This window comes from Pseudomonas antarctica, from assembly GCF_001647715.1.
GTDB lineage: Bacteria > Pseudomonadota > Gammaproteobacteria > Pseudomonadales > Pseudomonadaceae > Aquipseudomonas > Aquipseudomonas antarctica_A.
The window spans coordinates 3,661,794-3,681,177 of the sequence record NZ_CP015600.1; the positions used below are offsets into that span (position 1 = coordinate 3,661,794).

The following is a 19,384-nucleotide window of genomic DNA, read 5'->3' on the forward strand; positions in this document are numbered from 1 at the left end:
GGTCTCCTGAGCGGGAGGTTGAAATGCAATCTGCTGTTGATTTATGTGGGAGCTGGCTTGCCTGCGATGGCATCACCTCGGTCTGGCTGCAAGACCGAGTCGCCTGCGTCGCAGGCAAGCCAGCGCCCACACAAAGCCAGTTCCCACAGTTGGATCAGTGCCAGCCCCGGAGTTATTGGTAGCCTTTAGGAAACGGGTTCGGCTCAATCAGATCCGACTCGTAGATCACCTTGAACTGGCCGTTGGGCTGCACTTCACCGATACGCGACTTGCTCCACAGGTGATGGTTCTCGTGGATCTTCACGTAGCCTTCCGGCGCGGTTTTCAGCTCGATGCCCGGCGAAGCGGCCACGACTTTATCCACGTCGAAACTGCCGGCCTTCTCCACCGCCGCTTTCCACAGCCATGGGCCGAGGTAGGCCGCCTGGGTCACGTCGCCGATCACCGCATCCTTGCCATACTTGGCCTTGAAGGCTTCGACGAAGGCTTTGTTGTTCGGGTTGTCCAGGCTTTGGAAGTACTTCATCGAGGCGTAGAAACCAGCCATGTTTTCGCCGCCAATGCCGAGCAATTCATCCTCGGTCACCGACAGGGTCAGCAAGGTTTGCTTGGACGCGTTCACACCCGCCGCATTCAGTTGTTTGTAGAACGCCACGTTGGAACCACCGACCACGGCCGCGAACACCACGTCCGGTTTCTTCAGCTTGACCTTGTTGATCAGCGAGCCGAACTGGGTGTTGCCCAGCGGGTAATAGTCTTCGCCGACCACGGTGCCGTGCAGTACGTTTTCAATGTGCTTGCGCGCGATTTTCATCGAGGTGCGCGGCCAGATGTAGTCCGAGCCGACCAGGTAGAACGTCTTGGCACCTTTGGTCTTGGCGATCCAGTCGAGGCTGGCAAGGATTTGCTGGGTAGCTTCCTGGCCGGTGTAGATCACGTTTTTCGACTGTTCCAGGCCTTCATAGAAGGTCGGGTAGTAGAGCAAGCCGTTTTCTTTCTCGAAGATCGGCAGCACGGCTTTGCGCGAGGCCGAGGTCCAGCAGCCGAACACGGCGGCGACCTTGTCGTTGACCAGCAGCTTCTTGGCCTTTTCTGCGAAGGTCGGCCAGTCAGAGGCGCCGTCTTCCTGGATCACCTTGATCTGCCGTCCCAGAATCCCGCCTGAGGCATTGATCTGCTCGATGGCCAGGCGCTCGGCCTGAATCGAGCCGGTTTCGGAAATCGCCATGGTGCCGGTGGCCGAGTGCAACTGGCCGACGGTCACTTCGGTAGGGGTCACGGCCAGGCCTTCGTTATCGGCCAGTACGCCCTGGCTGAACAGAGCGGCCGCCAGCAATGACAGGGCCAACAGCGGTGTGGAGCGGATCAATCGTGGTGCCATGGGGCGACTCCTCTGCAATGAGGGGTCCAGCATGGCGGCACCCGGCCAGCGCGGGTATACGCAGCCTGACGTAACGGTGTACGTCATTTGACGTATGCCGCTGCGCACCATTTTCGAGCAGGATCCCGACCGCCCAAACACCCTCGATCAATGTGGGAGCTGGCTTGCCTGCAATGGCGGCGTATCAGGCGGCATCAGCAGAGGTTGACCCACCGCTATCGCAGGCAAGCCAGCGCCCACATTTTGAATCGGGGCATGGAACTTGCTCATTTAAACTCGCCCACTCTGCGGAGCCACCCACCGTGCACCCCACCTCTGGCACTCAGCGCATCGTCAAGATCCGCCGCGACTACAACACCTGGGTCGCCGACGAGACCATGGAAGACTACGCCCTGCGCTACACCCCAAAATCCTTTCGCAAATGGTCGGAGCTGCGCATCGCCAACACCGCCCTGGGCGCCGTGTCGTTCCTGGCGCTGGAAGCCATCGGCGGTGTACTGGCCTTGAGTTACGGCTTCACCAACACCTTCTGGGCGATCCTCGCGATCAGCCTGGTGATCTTCCTCACCGGCCTGCCCATCAGCTATTACGCCGCACGTTACGGTGTGGACATGGACCTGCTGACCCGCGGCGCCGGCTTCGGTTACATCGGCTCAACCATCACCTCGCTGATCTACGCCAGCTTCACCTTCCTGTTCTTCGCCCTGGAAGCGGCGATCATGGCCCTGGCGCTGGAGCTGTATTTTCATATCCCGTTGGCCATCGCCTATGTCATTTGCTCGCTGCTGGTGATTCCGCTGGTGGCCTACGGCGTAACCCTGATCAGCCGCCTGCAACTGTGGACACAACCGGTCTGGCTGCTGTTGCTGGTGCTGCCCTACGGCTTCGTGTGGTGGAAAAACCCCGATGCCTTCAGCGACTGGACCAGTTTCCTCGGGCGCAGTGGCGACGGCGGCGGGTTCAACCTGTTGGCGTTCTGCGCCGCCTGCACGGTGGCGCTGTCGCTGGTGACGCAGATTGGCGAACAGGTGGACTACCTGCGCTTTCTACCGGAAAAAACCGCCGCCAACCGCAAGCGTTGGTGGGCCGCCCTGCTCTGCGCCGGCCCCGGCTGGATTATCCCCGGGGCGTTGAAAATGTTCGCCGGTGCGTTCCTGGCCTTCCTTGCCCTGCAACATGAAATCCCCATGGAGCGCGCCGCCGAGCCGACCCAGATGTACCTCGTCGCGTTCCGCTACGTGTTCAGCTCGCCGGAATGGGCACTCGGCGCGATGGTGCTGTTCGTGTTCATCTCCCAGATGAAGATCAACCTGACCAACGCCTACGCCGGTTCCCTGGCCTGGTCGAACTTCTTCGCCCGCGTAACCCACAGCCACCCCGGGCGCGTGGTATGGCTGGTGTTCAACGTGGCGATTGCGCTGATGCTGATGGAGCTTGGCGTGTTCGATGTCATCGACCAGGTGCTGGGGCTCTACGCCAACATCGCGATTGCCTGGATCGGCACGCTGGTGGCCGACCTGGTCATCAACAAGCCCCTGGGCCTGTCGCCCAAACACATCGAGTTCAAGCGCGCGCACCTTTACGACATCAACCCGGTGGGCGTCGGCTCAATGCTGATCGCTTCATTGCTGTCGATCCTCGCCCACTTCGGCCTGTTCGGCGCACTGGCCCACGCCGCGCCGCCCTTCGTTGCGCTGGGCACGGCGCTGATCATGGCGCCGCTCTTGGCCTGGCTGACCCGGGGCAAGTACTACATCGCCCGCACCAGTGATGTACAGCTGATTCACCCGGTCGCCCCCGCCACCCACGCGGTCTGCGGCCTGTGCAGCAACCCGTTCGAAACCGCCGACATGGCGTTCTGCCCGGCCTACAGCACGCCCATCTGCTCACTGTGCTGCTCGCTGGACGCACGTTGCGGTGATCGCTGCAAACCCCACGCCCGGCTGGTTACCCAGTTTGAAAGTGCATTGCGCTGGTTGCTGCCGAACTCCTTGATGCCACGCCTGCACACCCGGCTGGCCCACTATTTGGGGTTGTTATTGGTCCTGGTGCTGCTGCTCGCGGGGGCGTTGGCACTGATCTACGTTCAGGCTGCCCAAGGGCTGCCCCATTCAGAGACCCTGTATCAGGCGTTCTTCAAGGCGTTTCTCACGCTCTCGGTGCTGGCCGCCGTGCTCGCCTGGTGGGTGGTGCTGACGCGCGAAAGCCGGCGTGTCGCCCAGGAAGAATCCGACCGCCAGACCCTGCTGCTGATGCAGGAAATCGACGCCCACAGCCTCACCGACCAAGCCCTGCAACAGGCCAAGGAAGCCTCGGAAGCCGCGAATGCCGCCAAGAGCCGCTACGTCACCGGGCTGTCCCACGAACTGCGCACGCCGCTCAACAGCATCCTCGGCTTCACCCAGATCCTGCAGCGCGACAACGGTATGCCTGAACAACATCAGGACGCCCTGGCGACCATCCTGCGCAGCGGCTCGCATTTGCTGTCGCTGATCGACGGCCTGCTCGACGTGGCCAAGATCGAGGCCGGCAAGCTGCGCCTGGAACTCACCGAAATCCCCTTCCCGGAATTGATCCACGACCTGGAACAGATGTTCACCCCGCAGGCGCAGGACAAGGGCCTGCGCTTTCGCCTCGACTGCGTGGGCAAGATCCCGGCAGTGGTGCGCGGTGATGAAAAACGCGTGCGCCAGATCCTGATCAACCTGCTGGGCAACGCGGTGAATTTCACCGACAGCGGCGAGGTGTGCCTGCGGGTCAGCTACATGCGCGAGACCGCCAATTTTGAAATCATCGACACCGGCATCGGTATTGATCCGGAGCAGATCGAGCGGATTTTCCAGCCGTTCGAACGCGGCGATTTGATGCGCCAGGACAAAGGCGTGGGCCTGGGCCTGACCATCACGCGCATGCTCACCTCGTTGATGGGCGGCGAACTGCGGGTCACCAGCGAACTGGACAAGGGCACGTGCTTCCAGGTGCGGCTGTTCCTCTCCCAAGTGCGCGCGCCGCAAGCGGTGGTGCATGTGGAGCACGACATCATCGGCTATCAAGGTGAACGCCGACGCATCCTGGTAGTAGACGACCACGTTGACCATCGCAAGGTGCTTAGCGGCATGCTCACACCCTTGGGTTTTGAAGTGATCCAGGCCAGTAACGGCCAGGATGCGATCCGCCAGGTGGCGTTGCTGGCGCCGGATTTGATCCTGATGGACCTGTCGATGCCGACCCTGGACGGCTTGGAAACCAGCCGCTTGATCCGCCGCAATGCGCTGTCCAGCGCGCCGATTATCGTGATCTCGGCCAACGCCTTTACCGACGATCGCGAACGCAGCATCGCCGCCGCCTGCAATGACTACCTGGCCAAGCCGGTGCGCACCCCGGAGCTGCTTGGGCGCCTGCAACAGCATCTGGGTTTGCAGTGGCTGCGCCGCACCAAGACGTCCAAGGCACCGCCGCCGCCCAGTGTGCTGCCCAGCCCTGAAGACCTCGCCGCGCTCGCCGAACTCAGCGCCATCGGCTATGTGCGTGGCCTGCACGACAAACTCGACATGATCCTTGAACACCGCCCGGACACTGAACCTTTCATCAGCAAAGTCCGCGGTTTGCTCAAGGGTTTCCGCCTGGATGAACTCAACCGAACCCTCAAGGAGGCCGAAGATGAATGCACTCACCCGCAGCACTGAACCCGGCGTGGTGCTGATCGTCGACGACACCCCGGACAACCTCGCCATGCTCTCCGATGCCCTCGACGACGCCGGCTACATGGTGCTGGTCGCCCTCGACGGCCTCAGCGCGCTGAACCGCGTGCAACGACGGCGCCCGGACCTGATCCTGCTGGACGCGATGATGCCCGGCCTGGATGGCTTCGAAACCTGCCGCCGGCTCAAGGCGCAGCCCGCCAGCGCAGACATCCCGGTGGTGTTCATGACCGGGCTGACCGACAGCAAGCATGTGGTGCAGGGCTTTGAAGTGGGCGGCAGCGACTATGTGACCAAGCCGATCCAGACCGATGAGGTATTGGCACGGGTGGCAGCGCATTTGCGCACGTCACGCATTTTGCTCTCGGCACGGGCGGCCACGCAGCCGAGTGTGTTGACCCTGGAAGACGCACCGGCGCAGCGGCTGTTGTCGGCCAGGTTCCAACTGACCGAGCGCGAGGTGGAAGTGCTGCGCTGGGTGGCGTGCGGCAAGACCAATCGGGATATCGGCGATATTTTGGGGTTGAGCCCCAGGACGGTGAACAAGCATCTGGAGCATGTGTATGTGAAATTGGGGGTGGAGACTCGCACGGCCGCCACGTCAGTAGCATTGGCCGCAATCTGAAAAAGGTGGGAGCGGGCTTGCTCGCGAAAGCGGTGTGTCAGTTGACCTATCCATAACTGATCTATCGCATTCGCGAGCAAGCCCGCTCCCACACTGATTCTTCATCGTGGCGGAGATACGTTACCCACCAAAGGTCTGCGACGGCCTGCGCAACGTCGGATCAAACGGGTTGATCCTCGGCCCAATCGCCGCCGCTTCGCGCTTGAGCAACTCCACCACCATCGGCATGCGGCTCGGCCCCAATCGATCACTGATGGTCGCCACACTCAGTGCCGCCACCGCATGCCCGTCCCGATTGAGGATCGGCACCGCCACCCCCGCCATGCCTTCCAACACGCCGGTATTGCGCGCTGCATAGCCCAGGCGCCGCACGTTCTCGACCTCCGAGCGCAACAGCACTTCGTCATACAGGTGAAAATCCTTGAGCCGTGGCAGGTTGTAGCGAATCACCGTCTCACGCTCTTCCTCCGGCAAGAACGCCAGAATCGCCAAACTGCCCTGCCCCACGCCCAACGCCACGCGCCCACCGATATCGCCGGTAAACGTGCGGATCGGGTACGGCCCCTCGCTGCGGTCCAGGCAGATCGCATCAAAGCCGCTACGCGCCAGCAGGAACAGCGAATCGCCCAGAGAAGCGCTCAGGCGCAACATGCTCGGCCGCACCAGGTCGCGCAGGTTGCCGGTCTTGCCCGCGTTCGCTGCCAGCGCGAAGAACTCCAGGCTCAAGCGATAGCGTTTGCTGCGCGCGTCCTGCTCGACCATGCCTTCGTCGATCAGGCTGCGCAGCAGGCGGTGGGTGGTGGGTTGCGACAGGCCGACCTGCTGCGCGAGCTGGGTGACGCGTTCGCCGCCTTCCGGCACCTCGCCCAGAGTACGCAGCAGCGCGAACAGACGAGACACCCCGCCCGCGCCGACTTCTTTACTCGCTTCATTCCGCTCAGTGGAATCCATAACACTCAACCCTGGCATAAATTCTAGTGAATGAATAAAACTGAAAATAATAGTCCATTCAGTGAAATTCCATCTTCCGCCCATCCTAGTCTTCGTCCTAATCTGCGTCCACAGGGGCGAAATGAACAACAAATGGCAGCCGACTCGAGATCGAGCGCCAACGCACCCGCAACACTCTTTTCGCATCTGCCCAAAACAAAAAAGCGCGTTTCGACGCGACTCAAAAAAGGTGGAACGCAGACATGGCATTTCTCCAACTCAACGCCTTGAGCAAACGCTACGGCGCCGTCGACGCGGTGGTCGCCACCGACCTTGCGGTGGAAAAAGGCGAGTTCGTTTCCCTGCTCGGCCCCTCGGGATGCGGCAAGACCACCACCCTGCAAATGATCGCCGGCTTCGTCGACGTGAGCGGCGGGCAGATTCTGCTCGACGGGCGTGACATCACCCACGCCAAACCCGCCACCCGGGGCCTGGGCGTGGTGTTCCAAAGCTACGCGCTGTTCCCGCATATGACCGTGCGCGACAACGTCGCCTTCGGCCTGAAGATGCGCAAGGTGCCGGCCGCCGAAATCGCCAGCAAAGTCAAAACCGTGCTCGACCTGGTGCGCCTGGCACCACACGCCGAGCGCTACCCGCGTGAACTGTCCGGCGGCCAGCGCCAGCGTGTGGCCCTGGCCCGTGCCTTGGTGATCGAGCCGCCGGTGTTGCTGCTGGACGAACCGCTGTCCAACCTTGACGCCAACTTGCGCGAAGAAATGCAGTTTGAAATTCGCCGCATCCAGTGCGCCGTGGGCATCACCACCTTGATGGTCACCCACGACCAGGCCGAAGCGCTGTCCATCAGCGACCGCGTGGTGGTGATGCAGGCCGGGCGCGTGACCCAGATCGACGCGCCGTACAAACTGTATGAGCACCCGCGCACACGCTTCATCTCGGATTTTGTCGGCAAAGCCAACCTGCTGCCGGGCGACTATGACGAACTCGGCGCCCCACAGGTGCGCCACGCCAGCGGCGATGGTGAACTGACCCTGAGCCTGCGCCCGGAAAAAATCACCCTGGTGGAGGCCGGCACCGGGCGCGTGCAAGGCAAAGTCCTCGACAGTTACTTCTTCGGCAGCCAATGGCTGTACCGCATCCACACCACCCTCGGCGAAATCACCGTGGTACGCAGCAACGACGGCAGTGCGCCGCTCGGCTGCGGTGCGGCGGTGGGCCTGGACTGGCACGCCGGCCTGCTGCGCGTGTTGGCGGCGGATGAGGTGCGCGCATGAGTCGGGGTTATGTGTTGTCGTTGCCGGCCCTGGCGTTGTTTACCGGGCTGCTGATTCTGCCGCTGCTGATGACGTTGGTGTTGTCGTTCAACGTGTTCGACTACCAGGTCGGCGTGAAGGCTGATGAGTGGACCTTCGCGCATTACCTGTCGCTGTTCAGCGATTCATACTTTTACGAGATCTTCTGGCGCACCTTCTGGATCAGTGCGTTGGTGACGTTATTGTGCGTGGTCATCGGCGTGCCCGAGGCCTACATCCTCAGCCGCATGGGCACCCCGTGGCGCTCGATCTTCCTGATCCTGATCCTCACACCGCTGTTGATTTCAGTGGTGGTGCGCGCCTTCGGCTGGAGCCTGCTGCTCGGTGCAGACGGGCTGGTAAACCAGGTGATCCAGGCGCTCGGCGGGCGCCCGGTGAAACTGCTGTATACGCCGTTTGCGGTGATCATCGCGCTGGTGCACGTGATGCTGCCGTTCATGATCATTCCGGTGTGGACCTCGCTGCAAAAGCTCGACCCGTCGGCCGAACAGGCCGCCCTGTCGCTGGGTGCGAGCCAGGCCACGGTGATGCGCAAGATCGTGTTGCCGCAGGTCATGCCCGGCGTGCTCTCCGGCACCCTGATCGTGTTCGGCCTGGCCGCCAGTTCGTTTGCGATCCCCGGCCTGCTTGGCGGGCGCCGCCTGAAAATGGTCGCTACGGTGGTATACGACCAGTACCTCTCGGAACTCAACTGGCCCATGGGCGCGACCATCGCGGTGGTGCTGCTGTTGGTCAACCTGCTGATCATGCTGAGCTGGAACCGCATGGTCGAAAGCCGCTACAAAAAGTCCCTGGGGGTTTAAGCGCATGTCCAGAAACGGTCCTTTGGCCCTCGGTTTTCATGGCCTGGTGGTGCTGTTCATGATGGCGCCGCTGGTGGTGGTGTGCCTGGTGGCCTTCACCCCGGAAAACACCTTGAGCCTGCCCACATCAGGCTTCTCCCTGCGCTGGTTTCGCGCGGTGTTCGAGCGTGCCGACTTCATCCAGGCGTTCTATAACAGCCTGATCCTGGCGTTTACCGCCGCGACCCTGGCCACGCTGATCGCAGTGCCGGCGGCGTTGGCGATCAGCCGTTATCAATTCCCGGGGCGCAACTTTTTCAGTGCGTTGTTCCTGTCGCCGATCATCATCCCGCACCTGGTGCTGGGGGTGGCGATGCTGCGGTTGTTCGCACTGATGGGCGTCAACGGCAGCTTCACCTGGCTGATGCTCGCCCACGTGGTGATCATCACGCCGTATGTGTTGCGCCTGGTGCTGGCCGCGGCTATCGGTATTGATCGCAGTGCCGAGCAGGCGGCGGAGTCACTGGGTGCCAGCCGTTTTACGCTGTTTCGTCAGATTACCCTGCCGATGATTTTGCCCGGTGTAGCCGGCGGCTGGTTGCTGGCGTTTATCAACAGTTTCGATGAGGTGACCCTGTCGATCTTCGTCAGCTCGCCGGCCACGCAAACCTTGCCGGTGCGCATGTACGTGTACGCCACGGAGTCCATCGACCCCATGATGGCGGCGGTCTCGGCGCTGGTGATTGCGCTGACCGCAGCGACCATGATTCTGCTCGACCGGGTCTATGGCCTGGACCGCGTGCTGGTGGGGAAACATTGATGGCGTTGTTCAAACGATTGGCCGAAACCGCGCGCCCTGCCCTGGCCTTCACCCTCGACGGGCAACCGGCCAAGGGCTTGCTGGGCGACACCCTGCTGACCGCTATGCTGACGTGCGCCGATCACCTGCGCGGCAGCGATTTCAGTGCCGAGCGCCGCGCCGGTTTTTGCCTGATGGGCGCCTGCCAGGATTGCTGGGTGCGCCTCGAAGACGGGCGCCGCGTGCGGGCCTGTTCGACGCTGTTGGAAGAAGGCCAGGTGATCAGCCGCGACCCGGGGCGCCAAGCATGAAGCCGATCGTGATTGTGGGCGCAGGCCCGGCAGGCATCAGCGCGGCGCGTACCCTGCTCGACCATGGCCTCAAGCCTTGCCTGGTGGATGAAGGCCTGCGCGGTGGCGGGCAGATTTATCGGCGCCAACCGGCGAACTTCCAGCGCACGCCCAAGCAGCTTTATGGGTTTGAAGCGCGCAAGGCCGAGGCCGTGCACCGCACCCTGGATGAGCTGGCGCCGCTGATCGACTACCGGCCGCAAACCCTGGTGTGGAACGCCGAGGACGGTCGGCTGGACATGCTGAATAACGACCGCGCGCAGAGCATCGAGTATGCCCGGATCATCGTCGCGACCGGCGCCACGGACCGCATCCTGCCGGTGCCCGGCTGGACCTTGCCAGGCGTCTACAGCCTGGGCGCGGCGCAAATCGCCTTGAAATACCAAGGCTGCGCCATCGGTGAGCGGGTTGCATTGTGTGGCAGCGGGCCGTTGCTGTACCTGGTGGCTTACCAATACGCCAAGGCCGGCGCCAGGGTGGTCGCGGTCCTCGACAGCGCGCCCTTCAGTGCGCAGTGCCGCGCATTACCGGCGTTGCTCGGGCAACCGGTGACCCTGGCCAAAGGTTTGTATTATCGCGCCTGGCTGACGGCCCATGGAGTTCCCGTGCATCAGGGCGCAACGCTCACGCAGATTGACGGCGAACTGCGGGTCACGGGCATTCGCTGGGGTGAGCACCGATTGGACTGCGATGCCGTGGCTTTCGCCCATGCCTTGCGCAGCGAGACACAACTGGCGGATCTGCTCGGCTGTGACTTTGCCTGGAACAGCTTGAACCGAGCCTGGTTGCCGCAACGCGACAGCGCCGGGCGCAGCAGCGTGAACGGCGTGTACCTGGCGGGCGATGGGGCCGGCATCATGGGCGCCGACGCGGCGCAAATGGCCGGTGAGCGCGCGGCATTGGCCCTGTTGGAAGATTCCGGCATCACCATCGATCAACGCCGCGCTGCCGAACTGGAGCAGCAACTGGCAGGCATCCAGCGCTTTCGCCATGGCCTGGAAACCGCCTTCCCCTTTCCTCAACAGTGGGCCGCGCAGGCGCCGGATGCGCTGATCCTGTGCCGCTGCGAGGAAGTCAGCGTCGGCGAGGTGCGGGCAGTGGTGGATGAAGGCCATTGGGAACTCAACCGCGTCAAGGCCCATTGCCGTGTCGGCATGGGCCGTTGCCAGGGCCGCATGTGCGGGCTGGCGGCAGCCGAGATTGTGGCCGAGCGCAGTGGTCGAGGGATTGAAACCGTAGGCCGCTTGCGTGGCCAGGCACCGATCAAGCCGCTGCCGTTTGGCGTGCAGGTGCAACCATGATCGACGTCATTGTATTGGGCGGCGGGATTGTCGGTACGTCGGCGGCGCTGATGCTGGCGCACAAAGGCCAGCGTGTGGCCTTGGTCGAGCGAGATTTCTGTGGCTCTCATTCCAGCGGCGTCAACTATGGTGGCGTGCGGCGCCAGGGTCGGCCGTTGCATCAGTTGCCGTTGTCGCAACGCGCCCACCAGTTGTGGGCCGACTTGCCGGGGTTGATTGGTATTGATGGCGAATATGTTCGCTCCGGGCATTTGAAATTGGCCCGCAGCCAAGGGGATTTTGCCGCGTTGCAGGCGTATGCCGAGCACACCCGCGGCTTTGGCTTGGGCCTGCAGTTGCTGGATTACACGCAATTGCGCGCGCGCTTTCCCTGGGTGGGCGATGTGGCGGTGGGCGCGTCACTGTGCCCTGAAGACGGCCATGCCAATCCGCGCCTGGTCTCGCCCGCCTTCGCCCGTGCAGCGCAGCGCCTCGGCGCCTCGGTACACGAGCAGGCCGACGTCATTCGCCTCGAACATGACGGCCAACGTTTCCACGTGCACTGCGCCAACGGCCTGCACCTGCAAGCACCCTGGCTGCTCAACTGTGCCGGCGCCTGGGCCGGCCACGTCGCCGAACAGTTTGGTGAGCCGGTGCCGATCACCTCGGCGCACCCGGCGATGCTGGTCACCGAACCGCTGCCGATGGTGATGAACGTCAGCACCGGCGTTGAAGGCGGCGGGATATACGCGCGCCAGGTCGCCCGGGGCAACTGCATCCTCGGCGGCGGCCGCGGCTTTGCCCTTGGCCCGCAAACGGCGCGCCCAGGGCAAGCGGCGGTGCTGGAGATTTTGCGCAATGCCGGCGAGTTGTACCCGTTCCTCAAGGGCGCCCAGGCGATTCGCACCTGGAGTGGCACCGAAGGTTACCTCCCCGATCATGAACCGGTGATCGGCCCAAGCAGCACCCAACCTGGCCTGCTCCACGGTTTCGGCTTTGCCGGCGCCGGGTTCCAGCTCGGCCCCGCCGTCGGTGAAGCCCTGGCAGAGATCGTCTGCGCCGGGGCCAGCCGGCAACCCATCGAAGCGTTTTCCATTCGTCGATTCCAAGCCTGAGAGGAAAAACATCCATGAACACACGTATCGCGCTGTCCTGCTTGCCCCTCGCGTTGCTCGCCTCCATCGCCCATGCTGCGCCGACGCTGTACCTGGGCATGAACGGCGGCACCATGGAACGGGTGTACGCCGACAAGGTGCTGCCCGCCTTCGAGAAGGCCAATAACGTCAAGGTGGTGATCGTGCCCGGCACCTCGTCGGACATCCTCGCCAAAGTCCAGGCCAACAAAGACAACCCGCAAATGCATGTGATGTTCCTCGACGACGGCATCATGTACCGCGCCATCGCCATGGGCCTGTGCGACAAGCTCGCGCCGAGCCCGACCCTGGAGCAAATCCCGGACAAGGCGAAAATCAAGCAAGAGGCCGTGGCCGTGACCCTGGGCGTCACCGGCCTGGGCTACAACGCCAAGATGTTCAAGGAAAAAGGCTGGGCCGCACCCACCTCGTGGATGGACCTGGCCGACCCGCGCTTCAAGGACAAAGTGGTGTTCCAGTCCCTGGCCTCCTCCACCTTCGGCCTGCACGGCTTTCTGATGTTCAACCGCATTCAGGGTGGCTCTGAGACCAACGTGGAACCGGGTTTCAAGGCCTGGCCGAAGACTATCGGCCCCAACGTGCTGGAATACATCGCAAGCTCCGCGAAGATCTCCGAGATGGTGCAAACCGACGAGGCGGCGATCTTCCCTCTGACCCCGACGCAGGTCACCACCCAGCAACTGCTGGGTATCCCCATGGAATATGCGCAACCGAAGGAAGGCGCGGTGGTGCTCAATGTGGCCGAATGCGTGATTGCACGTAATGACCAGCCGGAATTGGCGCAGAAGCTCGCGGCCTTCCTGCTGACGGCTGAAGCCCAGGCGCCGGCGCTGGAGGAAGGCGACCAGATTCCGTCGAACCCGACCACGCCAACAACCGACAAGACCCGTGCACGAGTCGAAGCGATGCAGAGTTACTTGCAAACGGCGATTTCGATTGATTGGGACCAGGTAAATCAGGCACGGCCGGAGTGGAATGCACGGTGGAGTCGCTCGATCGAGCGCTGATTAAACCGGAGCAATGGGCAGCGCGCACGTGTGCGCTGTATTGCTATGGCCCTCTCGACAATCGCCCTCACCGGTGTGCCCTGGGTACGCGTTAATCTCTGCATCAGTGCAGCCCTACGCAGGGTCATCCCGCTTGCCTGGCGCTGAAATCGGCGGGCCTTGGTTGTGCACAGTGACTTCAGTCCTGTCCTCCCGCACCACACTGCGAATAGTCACGGCCGTAGCGGGAGCCCCCTAACGCAGTGCGTTGGCGAGCAGGTTGGCCAAGGCTCGACGAACCAAGGCCGGATCATCCCGTAGTAGTCCTCGATAACGCCATCGCGCCCGCTTTGCCGATGACGTGAACGCCTTCGCATCGCTTGCCGCCACCCACCTTGATACCGAGGGCACAGGCGATCCGTTCGCGAAAATGGGCATCACCGTCCATAACACAGCAAAAAGACAGTGCACATTGTCAGTCTGTTTCTTTCGGCATATCTTGTGTAAAACTTATACAAAGACATAGCCGATGTACAATAAAATGAATTGGCCGCTGGCGCTGTACGTTGACGGTGAATGCCCTCTGTGTGCGCGCGAAATCAAGTACTTGCACGGGCCCATCGAGTCGTTGCGTATTCCTTTCTCGCTGACTGCGTCATGGTAAGTCACCCTCCGTTGGATCCTGTCGTATGAATAAGACTCACCGACTGTGCCTGGTCTTGGGCGATCAGTTGTCTTTTGATTTGGCCTCATTGAAGGCATTGGACGCCGAGCACGATACGGTGTTGCTGGTCGAAGTGATGGAGGAAGCCAGCCATGTGCCCCATCACCCGCAAAAAATCGCACTGATCTTCAGCGCGATGCGCCATTTTGCCCAGGCGCTGCAACAACGCGGCATCCGCGTGCAATACGTCACCCTCGATGATCCGCACAATACTGGATCGGTAGCGGGAGAGTTGCAGCGTTGGCAGTCGCGACTGAACCCGGATGAGTTGCATCTGACAGAATGCGGTGACTGGCGTCTTGAGCAGTCCCTCAAGGCATGCGGTTTAGCCATCCAATGGCATGCCGATACACGCTTTCTCTGCACACGCGCTGAGTTCTCGTCCTGGGCCGACGGCAAAAAGCAGCTGCGCATGGAGTTCTTCTACCGTGAGATGCGGCGCAAGAGTGGCCTGCTGCTCAACGGCGATGGCAGCCCGGTCGGCGGCGCTTGGAACTTTGATGCAGAAAACCGCAAGGCGCTGCCCAAAGGCGTGAGAGCCCCATCCCCCATGCGCTTTACGGCAGATGCCATCACCCAGGAGGTACTGGCGCTGGTCGCAAAAAACTTCACCAGCCACTATGGCGCCCTCGACACCTTTGACTACCCGGTTACACATGCCGACGCCCAAGCGTTGTGGGACTACTTCCTCGACTGGGGGCTGGCGGCCTTCGGCGACTACCAGGATGCCATGGCCACTGATGAACCGTTCCTGTTTCATGCGCGGATCAGCGCCGCGCTAAATATTGGCCTATTGAATCTGCGTCAGTTGTGCAGCGACGTCGAGGCCGCGTATTGGGCGCACAGGATTCCATTGAACGCCGCCGAAGGTTTTATCCGCCAGCTCATTGGCTGGCGTGAATATGTACGGGGTGTCTACTGGCTGAAAATGCCCGACTACGCCAGCGGCAATCTGTTTGGCAACAGCAGGCCGCTTCCAGCGTTCTATTGGACGGGCGACACCCAAATGAACTGCATGGGCCAGGCGATCGGCCAAAGTTTGAAACACGCCTATGCCCACCATATCCAGCGGCTGATGGTGACCGGCAACTTTGCGCTACTGGCCGGCATCGCACCGAGCCAGATTTGCGACTGGTACCTGGCGATCTACATGGACGCGTTCGACTGGGTCGAACTGCCCAATACATTGGGCATGGTCATGCACGCCGATGGCGGATACCTGGGCTCCAAGCCGTACTGCGCCAGTGGCCAATATATAAAGCGCATGTCTGACTACTGCCGCAACTGCGCGTATAAGGTCAGTGAAAGCACGACCGAGGACGCCTGCCCGTTCAATTCGCTTTACTGGCACTTCCTAATGCGTCATGGCGACCTTCTGCGCGGCAATCAGCGCATGGGCATGGTCTACAAAAACCTCGATCGGATGACTGACCCCAAACGACAAGCGCTCTGGGAACGCGGCCAGAAACTGCTCGCCAGGCTCGACGCAGGGGAGTCGTTTTGAAGAAGAGTGAACTCCCCGTCAAAACATGCGTGACGTGCGGCCTTCCCTTCACGTGGAGGAAGAAGTGGGCTCGCTGCTGGGAGCAAGTACGCTACTGCTCGGAACGCTGCCGGCGCAGCAAAGCCGAACCAATAAAGCGCCATGACAGGCCCTTTTGAACCTGTCGGAAGATTGCCAGTCAAGGTGAGTTGGCCGCACGTTTACCCCGTTGGCGCGTTGCTGCCGATAAGCGCTTCCAACCAAATGCAGCCCACAATGCGGAAAGCGCTTAACTGGACGACATCGCAGATGAACCTAACCGCGCTTTTCGCTGCATAGCGTTGCTCGTCCGCTGCTTCTATTAAATCGTGGAATGCAGCCAGCAAACGGCGCACAGATGATAAGGCCGGCGGGGTTGATGCATGAACGCCGCAACAGCCGAATTTCTTTGGATTCACTGGCATTTCCAGCACTGTCCTCGGCGCTGTCACAGGTATGTCCGGCCGACGATCGCCTTTGTGATTCTGAAACCCCGTCCTTGGAGGTTCTCATCACGGGTGTTGTAGCGCGCACAAACGTCTTTCGCTACGGCGCTGGCCACGGATATATCGGTTGGCTCAGTACGACCATGCTGTTACTGAAATGCATGAGTAATCCCAGGCGCTACAAGATCATCACTAAGCCGGCGTCGCAATCGCGCCCATGTAACGGGTTGATTCTCCTTAAAGCGCGACCATCGCGGCCAGATCTTCGCGGGTGCTGCTGACGGCCGCACCCGCCTTGAGCAACTCATTGACGGCTTGCACGCCGCCCTCCTCGCTGATACCTCGGCAGGCTGGCAGGTGCAGGATCACTTTCAGGCCAGCCTTGAGCAGTTGCAACGCGGTAGTCTTGACGCAGTAGTCCAGGGCCAGGCCGCCGACGATCACGCGGCTGACACCTTGGGCTTTCAAGTACTCAATGACACCGGTGGACAGCTTGTCGTGCAGGTCGTGGTAGCAAGCGCCGTAGGGGTGCAGGTCGGGTTCGACACCTTTCCAGATGAAATAGTCGTAGTCATACGGCGTGGGCAATTCGTCCAGCAGCGTAAAACCCTCGGTGCCTGGCACGCAGTGGCTGACCCAGGTGACGTCGGCGTGTGCCAGGCCGGTGGGTTGCAGCATCTCGCTGTGCTGCGTGACCACCCAAGGCGCATGCGGGATGTGCGCATCTTTGCTGCCGACGCGATGGCCGGCCAAACTGGCCATGTAGTTGAGTTCGGCACCGATCTGATCGCCGCCGGCCACAGGCAACTCGTTGGGGCACAGTGGCGTGAAGCTCTTCTGGGCATCCACGTCGAATGAAGCAGTGGCAGTTTTCGCGAGGGTCATGGCAGTTCTCCTGTGACCTGTAAAAAGTACACATCAGGTACTTTCATTTTCTTGCTGAGGCTTAACCCAGACAACGAGGATTGTCTTGGAAATATCGATGCCGACCCAGGAGGTCATGACAAAAACCTCTTACACTCAGGAAGCAGAGCACTGTGGCTTTGCCCACGTTTGTGAAGCGAGTGGCGCGCATTCAACGGTTCGGGCTTATGCGCCGGAGTGGAAAGGTGGATAGACGCTTTGCTCCCTCTCGTGTTTCTAGCACTGCGCACTCACAGCTTGCAATACAACCCTCTCACCCCCAGCGTTTATTACAAGATCAAGACACAAGCGGGCTTGCTCGCGAATGCGGTGTATCAGTCAATAGCATTGCCGACTGACACACCACTTTCGCGAGCAAGCCCGCTCCCGCCTTTCTGATGGGTGTACGGCTTTAACTCATCCAGTTGCCACCGTCGACGTTGTAGGTTTGGGCAACCACATAGTCGGCCTCTTTCGACGCCAGAAAAATCGCCATTCCGGTCAAATCCCCGGCCGTGCCCATGCGCCCGAACGGCACCTCAGCCCCTACCCGCTGCTTCTTCTCACCGGGCGCCAGGCCTTCATGCTTGGCGAACAACGCGTCCACGCCGTCCCAATGCTCACCGTCCACTACACCGGGAGCAATGGCGTTGACGTTGATGCCCTGCTTGATCAGGTTCAGCCCCGCCGATTGCGTAAGGCTGATCACCGCGGCCTTGGTCGCGCAATAGATGGCCACCAACGGTTCACCGCGCCGCCCGGCCTGGCTGGCCATGTTGATGATCTTGCCGCCGTGCCCCTGGCTGATCATTTGCCGCGCCGCCGCCTGCAAGGTGAACAGCGTACCGGCCACGTTGATCGAGAACAGCCGGTCATAGCTGTCGCGGGTGATGTCGACGATGGGTGCGAGGTCGAACAGCGCGGCGTTGTTGATCAGGATATCGAGCTTGCCGGCATGGGCGACCACAGCGGCAATCGCGCCGTCGATGGAGGCTTGGTCGGTGACGTCCATCGCCACCGCATAAGCCTGTGGGCCCAGTTCGGCCGCCGTGGCTTGGGCGCGTTGCAGGTTGATGTCGGCGATGGCAACCGTTGCGCCTTCGGCGATATAAGCCTGGGCAAAAGCGCGGCCGATCCCGCGCGCCGACCCAGTGATCAGCGCGCTCTTACCTTCCAGTCGTTTCATGGGGTACGTGTCCGTTCAAAATTATTTGGGATAGCCGGCGCGTTTCATTTCGCGCTCGGTGGTGGACTGGGCTTCGAGCAGCGCCTGGTCAACCGTCATGCCGCCGGTGAGCGCCGCCGAGAACAGCTTGCCGACGGAGGTGCCGATGGCCTGGAATTCAGGGATGGTCACGTACTGAATGCCCACGTAGGGCACCGGTTTGGCCGAAGGGTGCGCGGGGTCTGCGTGTTTCATCATTTCCAGCGTCACCTGGGCAAACGGTGCGGCCTTCAAATACGCCTCGCTATAAGTGGACTGGCGGGTGCCCGGCGGTACGTTGGTGATGCCCTCTTTATCGGCGACCAATTGGATGTAGTCCTTGGAGGTTGCCCAGCTGATAAAGGCTTTGGCGGCGTCCTTATGCTTGGACGTGGCCGGGATTGCCAGGGACCAGGCATAAAGCCAGGAGGAGCCCTTGTCAGTGACTTCGGTTGGGGCCGCGGCAAAGCCTACGTCATCAGCTACCTTGCTCTGGCTCTTGTCGGTGGTGAAAGAGCCGGCGACGCTGGCATCCACCCAGATCGCGCATTTGCCGCTGTTGAACAGCGCCAGGGTTTCGTTGAAACCGTTGCTGGAGACGCCCGGCGGGCCATAGTTTTTCAGGGTGTTGACGTAATAGTTGGCGGCTGCCGTCCACTCAGGGCTGGTCAATTCGGGCGTCCACTGTTCGTCGAACCAGCGCGCGCCAAAGGCGTTGGCCATGGTGCTGAGCAGTGCGATGTTCTCACCCCAGCCGGCCTTGCCGCGCAAGCACATGCCGTATTGGCCTTTATCTTTTGCGGTGAGCTTGGCAGCGAACTCACCGAGCTGGGTCCAGGTCGGGTGCGCGGGCATACTCAGGCCGGCTTGCTTGAACAGATCGGTGCGGTAGTAAGTGACCGTGCTTTCGCCGTAGAACGGCAGGGCATACAGGGTGTTGTTGACCGACAGGCCCTGGCGCACCGAAGGGAAGATATCGTCAGCGTCATAGTCAGCCGGCAATTGGGTCAGCGGTTCCAGCCAGTGTTTGGCGCCCCACAGCGGCGTTTCGTAGGTGCCGATTGTCAGCACATCGAATTGCCCGCCCTGGGTGGCGATATCGGTAGTGAGGCGCTGGCGCAATACGTTTTCTTCCAGCACCACCCAATTGAGCTTAATGTCCGGGTGCTGCTCCTCGAACACCTTGGACAGGCGCTGCATGCGGATCATGTCGCTGTTGTTGACCGTGGCGATCGTGACGGTGTCGGCGGCGTAGCTGGGCATGGC

General features: G+C 61.6%; 16 protein-coding genes. 11 read left to right on the forward strand and 5 right to left on the reverse strand.

Going from position 1 to position 19,384, the window contains the following annotated elements:
* Positions 1–172: 172 nt before the first annotated feature.
* Positions 173–1,381, reverse strand: coding sequence for an urea ABC transporter substrate-binding protein (gene urtA / locus A7J50_RS16375; protein WP_064452758.1), 1,209 nt, complete (start codon positions 1,379–1,381; stop codon positions 173–175).
* A gap of 302 nt (positions 1,382–1,683) precedes the next feature.
* Between urtA and A7J50_RS16380 the strand changes: the two genes are divergently transcribed.
* Positions 1,684–5,067, forward strand: a complete 3,384-nt coding sequence (locus A7J50_RS16380) for an ATP-binding protein (protein ID WP_064452759.1) — start codon at positions 1,684–1,686, stop codon at positions 5,065–5,067.
* Positions 5,042–5,707: a response regulator gene (locus A7J50_RS16385; RefSeq protein WP_053256610.1), complete on the forward strand. Its 666-nt coding sequence runs from the start codon at positions 5,042–5,044 to the stop codon at positions 5,705–5,707. Before A7J50_RS16380 ends, A7J50_RS16385 begins: the two co-directional genes overlap by 26 nt.
* A gap of 120 nt (positions 5,708–5,827) precedes the next feature.
* Here A7J50_RS16385 and A7J50_RS16390 read toward each other — a convergent pair whose 3' ends face one another.
* Positions 5,828–6,658 (reverse strand): IclR family transcriptional regulator, encoded by an 831-nt coding sequence (locus A7J50_RS16390; protein ID WP_064452760.1) that lies wholly within the window; start codon positions 6,656–6,658, stop codon positions 5,828–5,830.
* 242 nt (positions 6,659–6,900) lie between these two features.
* Here A7J50_RS16390 and A7J50_RS16395 point away from each other — a divergent pair, with 242 nt between their 5' ends.
* The 9 genes from A7J50_RS16395 (at position 6,901) to A7J50_RS30780 (ending at position 15,705) form a co-directional block, all read left to right on the forward strand.
* Entirely contained in the window at positions 6,901–7,929 is a 1,029-nt protein-coding gene (locus tag A7J50_RS16395; RefSeq protein WP_064452761.1) for an ABC transporter ATP-binding protein, read from the forward strand.
* Complete coding sequence (locus tag A7J50_RS16400; RefSeq protein WP_064452762.1) at positions 7,926–8,771, forward strand: ABC transporter permease; 846 nt, start codon at positions 7,926–7,928, stop codon at positions 8,769–8,771. Before A7J50_RS16395 ends, A7J50_RS16400 begins: the two co-directional genes overlap by 4 nt.
* A gap of 4 nt (positions 8,772–8,775) precedes the next feature.
* The gene (locus tag A7J50_RS16405; RefSeq protein WP_053256614.1) at positions 8,776–9,570 is read left to right on the forward strand and encodes an ABC transporter permease; all 795 of its coding nucleotides are present in this window, start codon (positions 8,776–8,778) and stop codon (positions 9,568–9,570) included.
* Positions 9,570–9,860 (forward strand): (2Fe-2S)-binding protein, encoded by a 291-nt coding sequence (locus A7J50_RS16410; RefSeq protein ID WP_064452763.1) that lies wholly within the window; start codon positions 9,570–9,572, stop codon positions 9,858–9,860. Before A7J50_RS16405 ends, A7J50_RS16410 begins: the two co-directional genes overlap by 1 nt.
* Positions 9,857–11,200 carry an NAD(P)/FAD-dependent oxidoreductase gene (locus A7J50_RS16415; protein WP_064452764.1) on the forward strand — a complete coding sequence of 448 codons (1,344 nt, stop codon included), beginning with the start codon at positions 9,857–9,859 and terminating at the stop codon, positions 11,198–11,200. Before A7J50_RS16410 ends, A7J50_RS16415 begins: the two co-directional genes overlap by 4 nt.
* Entirely contained in the window at positions 11,197–12,294 is a 1,098-nt protein-coding gene (locus tag A7J50_RS16420) for an NAD(P)/FAD-dependent oxidoreductase (RefSeq protein WP_064452765.1), read from the forward strand. Before A7J50_RS16415 ends, A7J50_RS16420 begins: the two co-directional genes overlap by 4 nt.
* A 14-nt stretch (positions 12,295–12,308) precedes the next feature.
* Positions 12,309–13,340, forward strand: a complete 1,032-nt coding sequence (locus tag A7J50_RS16425; protein WP_064452766.1) for an ABC transporter substrate-binding protein — start codon at positions 12,309–12,311, stop codon at positions 13,338–13,340.
* 668 nt (positions 13,341–14,008) lie between these two features.
* The gene (locus A7J50_RS16430) at positions 14,009–15,547 is read left to right on the forward strand and encodes a cryptochrome/photolyase family protein (protein ID WP_064452767.1); all 1,539 of its coding nucleotides are present in this window, start codon (positions 14,009–14,011) and stop codon (positions 15,545–15,547) included.
* A complete protein-coding gene (locus A7J50_RS30780; protein WP_082895908.1) occupies positions 15,544–15,705 on the forward strand; it encodes a DUF2256 domain-containing protein in 162 nt (53 codons plus the stop codon). The genes A7J50_RS16430 and A7J50_RS30780 overlap by 4 nt, the downstream gene beginning before the upstream one ends.
* A 543-nt stretch (positions 15,706–16,248) precedes the next feature.
* Here the strand turns inward: A7J50_RS30780 and A7J50_RS16435 are convergent.
* From A7J50_RS16435 to A7J50_RS16445, 3 genes are all read right to left on the reverse strand, one after another.
* The gene (locus tag A7J50_RS16435; protein WP_064452768.1) at positions 16,249–16,896 is read right to left on the reverse strand and encodes a nicotinamidase; all 648 of its coding nucleotides are present in this window, start codon (positions 16,894–16,896) and stop codon (positions 16,249–16,251) included.
* A 430-nt stretch (positions 16,897–17,326) separates the two neighbouring features.
* Positions 17,327–18,100 (reverse strand): L-iditol 2-dehydrogenase, encoded by a 774-nt coding sequence (locus tag A7J50_RS16440; protein ID WP_064452769.1) that lies wholly within the window; start codon positions 18,098–18,100, stop codon positions 17,327–17,329.
* A gap of 21 nt (positions 18,101–18,121) precedes the next feature.
* On the reverse strand, positions 18,122–19,381 hold the full coding sequence (locus tag A7J50_RS16445) for an ABC transporter substrate-binding protein (RefSeq protein WP_407016816.1): 1,260 nt from the start codon (positions 19,379–19,381) through the stop codon (positions 18,122–18,124).
* Positions 19,382–19,384 lie beyond the last annotated feature (3 nt).

Coding starts and splice junctions, on each gene's coding strand:
- urtA (WP_064452758.1), bottom strand. CDS start 1,381: ATGGCACCACGATTGATCCGCTCCACACCGCTGTTGGCCCTGTCATTG.
- A7J50_RS16385 (WP_053256610.1), top strand. CDS start 5,042: ATGAATGCACTCACCCGCAGCACTGAACCCGGCGTGGTGCTGATCGTC.
- A7J50_RS16390 (WP_064452760.1), bottom strand. CDS start 6,658: ATGGATTCCACTGAGCGGAATGAAGCGAGTAAAGAAGTCGGCGCGGGC.
- A7J50_RS16395 (WP_064452761.1), top strand. CDS start 6,901: ATGGCATTTCTCCAACTCAACGCCTTGAGCAAACGCTACGGCGCCGTC.
- A7J50_RS16400 (WP_064452762.1), top strand. CDS start 7,926: ATGAGTCGGGGTTATGTGTTGTCGTTGCCGGCCCTGGCGTTGTTTACC.
- A7J50_RS16405 (WP_053256614.1), top strand. CDS start 8,776: ATGTCCAGAAACGGTCCTTTGGCCCTCGGTTTTCATGGCCTGGTGGTG.
- A7J50_RS16410 (WP_064452763.1), top strand. CDS start 9,570: ATGGCGTTGTTCAAACGATTGGCCGAAACCGCGCGCCCTGCCCTGGCC.
- A7J50_RS16415 (WP_064452764.1), top strand. CDS start 9,857: ATGAAGCCGATCGTGATTGTGGGCGCAGGCCCGGCAGGCATCAGCGCG.
- A7J50_RS16420 (WP_064452765.1), top strand. CDS start 11,197: ATGATCGACGTCATTGTATTGGGCGGCGGGATTGTCGGTACGTCGGCG.
- A7J50_RS16425 (WP_064452766.1), top strand. CDS start 12,309: ATGAACACACGTATCGCGCTGTCCTGCTTGCCCCTCGCGTTGCTCGCC.
- A7J50_RS16430 (WP_064452767.1), top strand. CDS start 14,009: ATGAATAAGACTCACCGACTGTGCCTGGTCTTGGGCGATCAGTTGTCT.
- A7J50_RS16435 (WP_064452768.1), bottom strand. CDS start 16,896: ATGACCCTCGCGAAAACTGCCACTGCTTCATTCGACGTGGATGCCCAG.
- A7J50_RS16440 (WP_064452769.1), bottom strand. CDS start 18,100: ATGAAACGACTGGAAGGTAAGAGCGCGCTGATCACTGGGTCGGCGCGC.
- A7J50_RS16445 (WP_407016816.1), bottom strand. CDS start 19,381: ATGCCCAGCTACGCCGCCGACACCGTCACGATCGCCACGGTCAACAAC.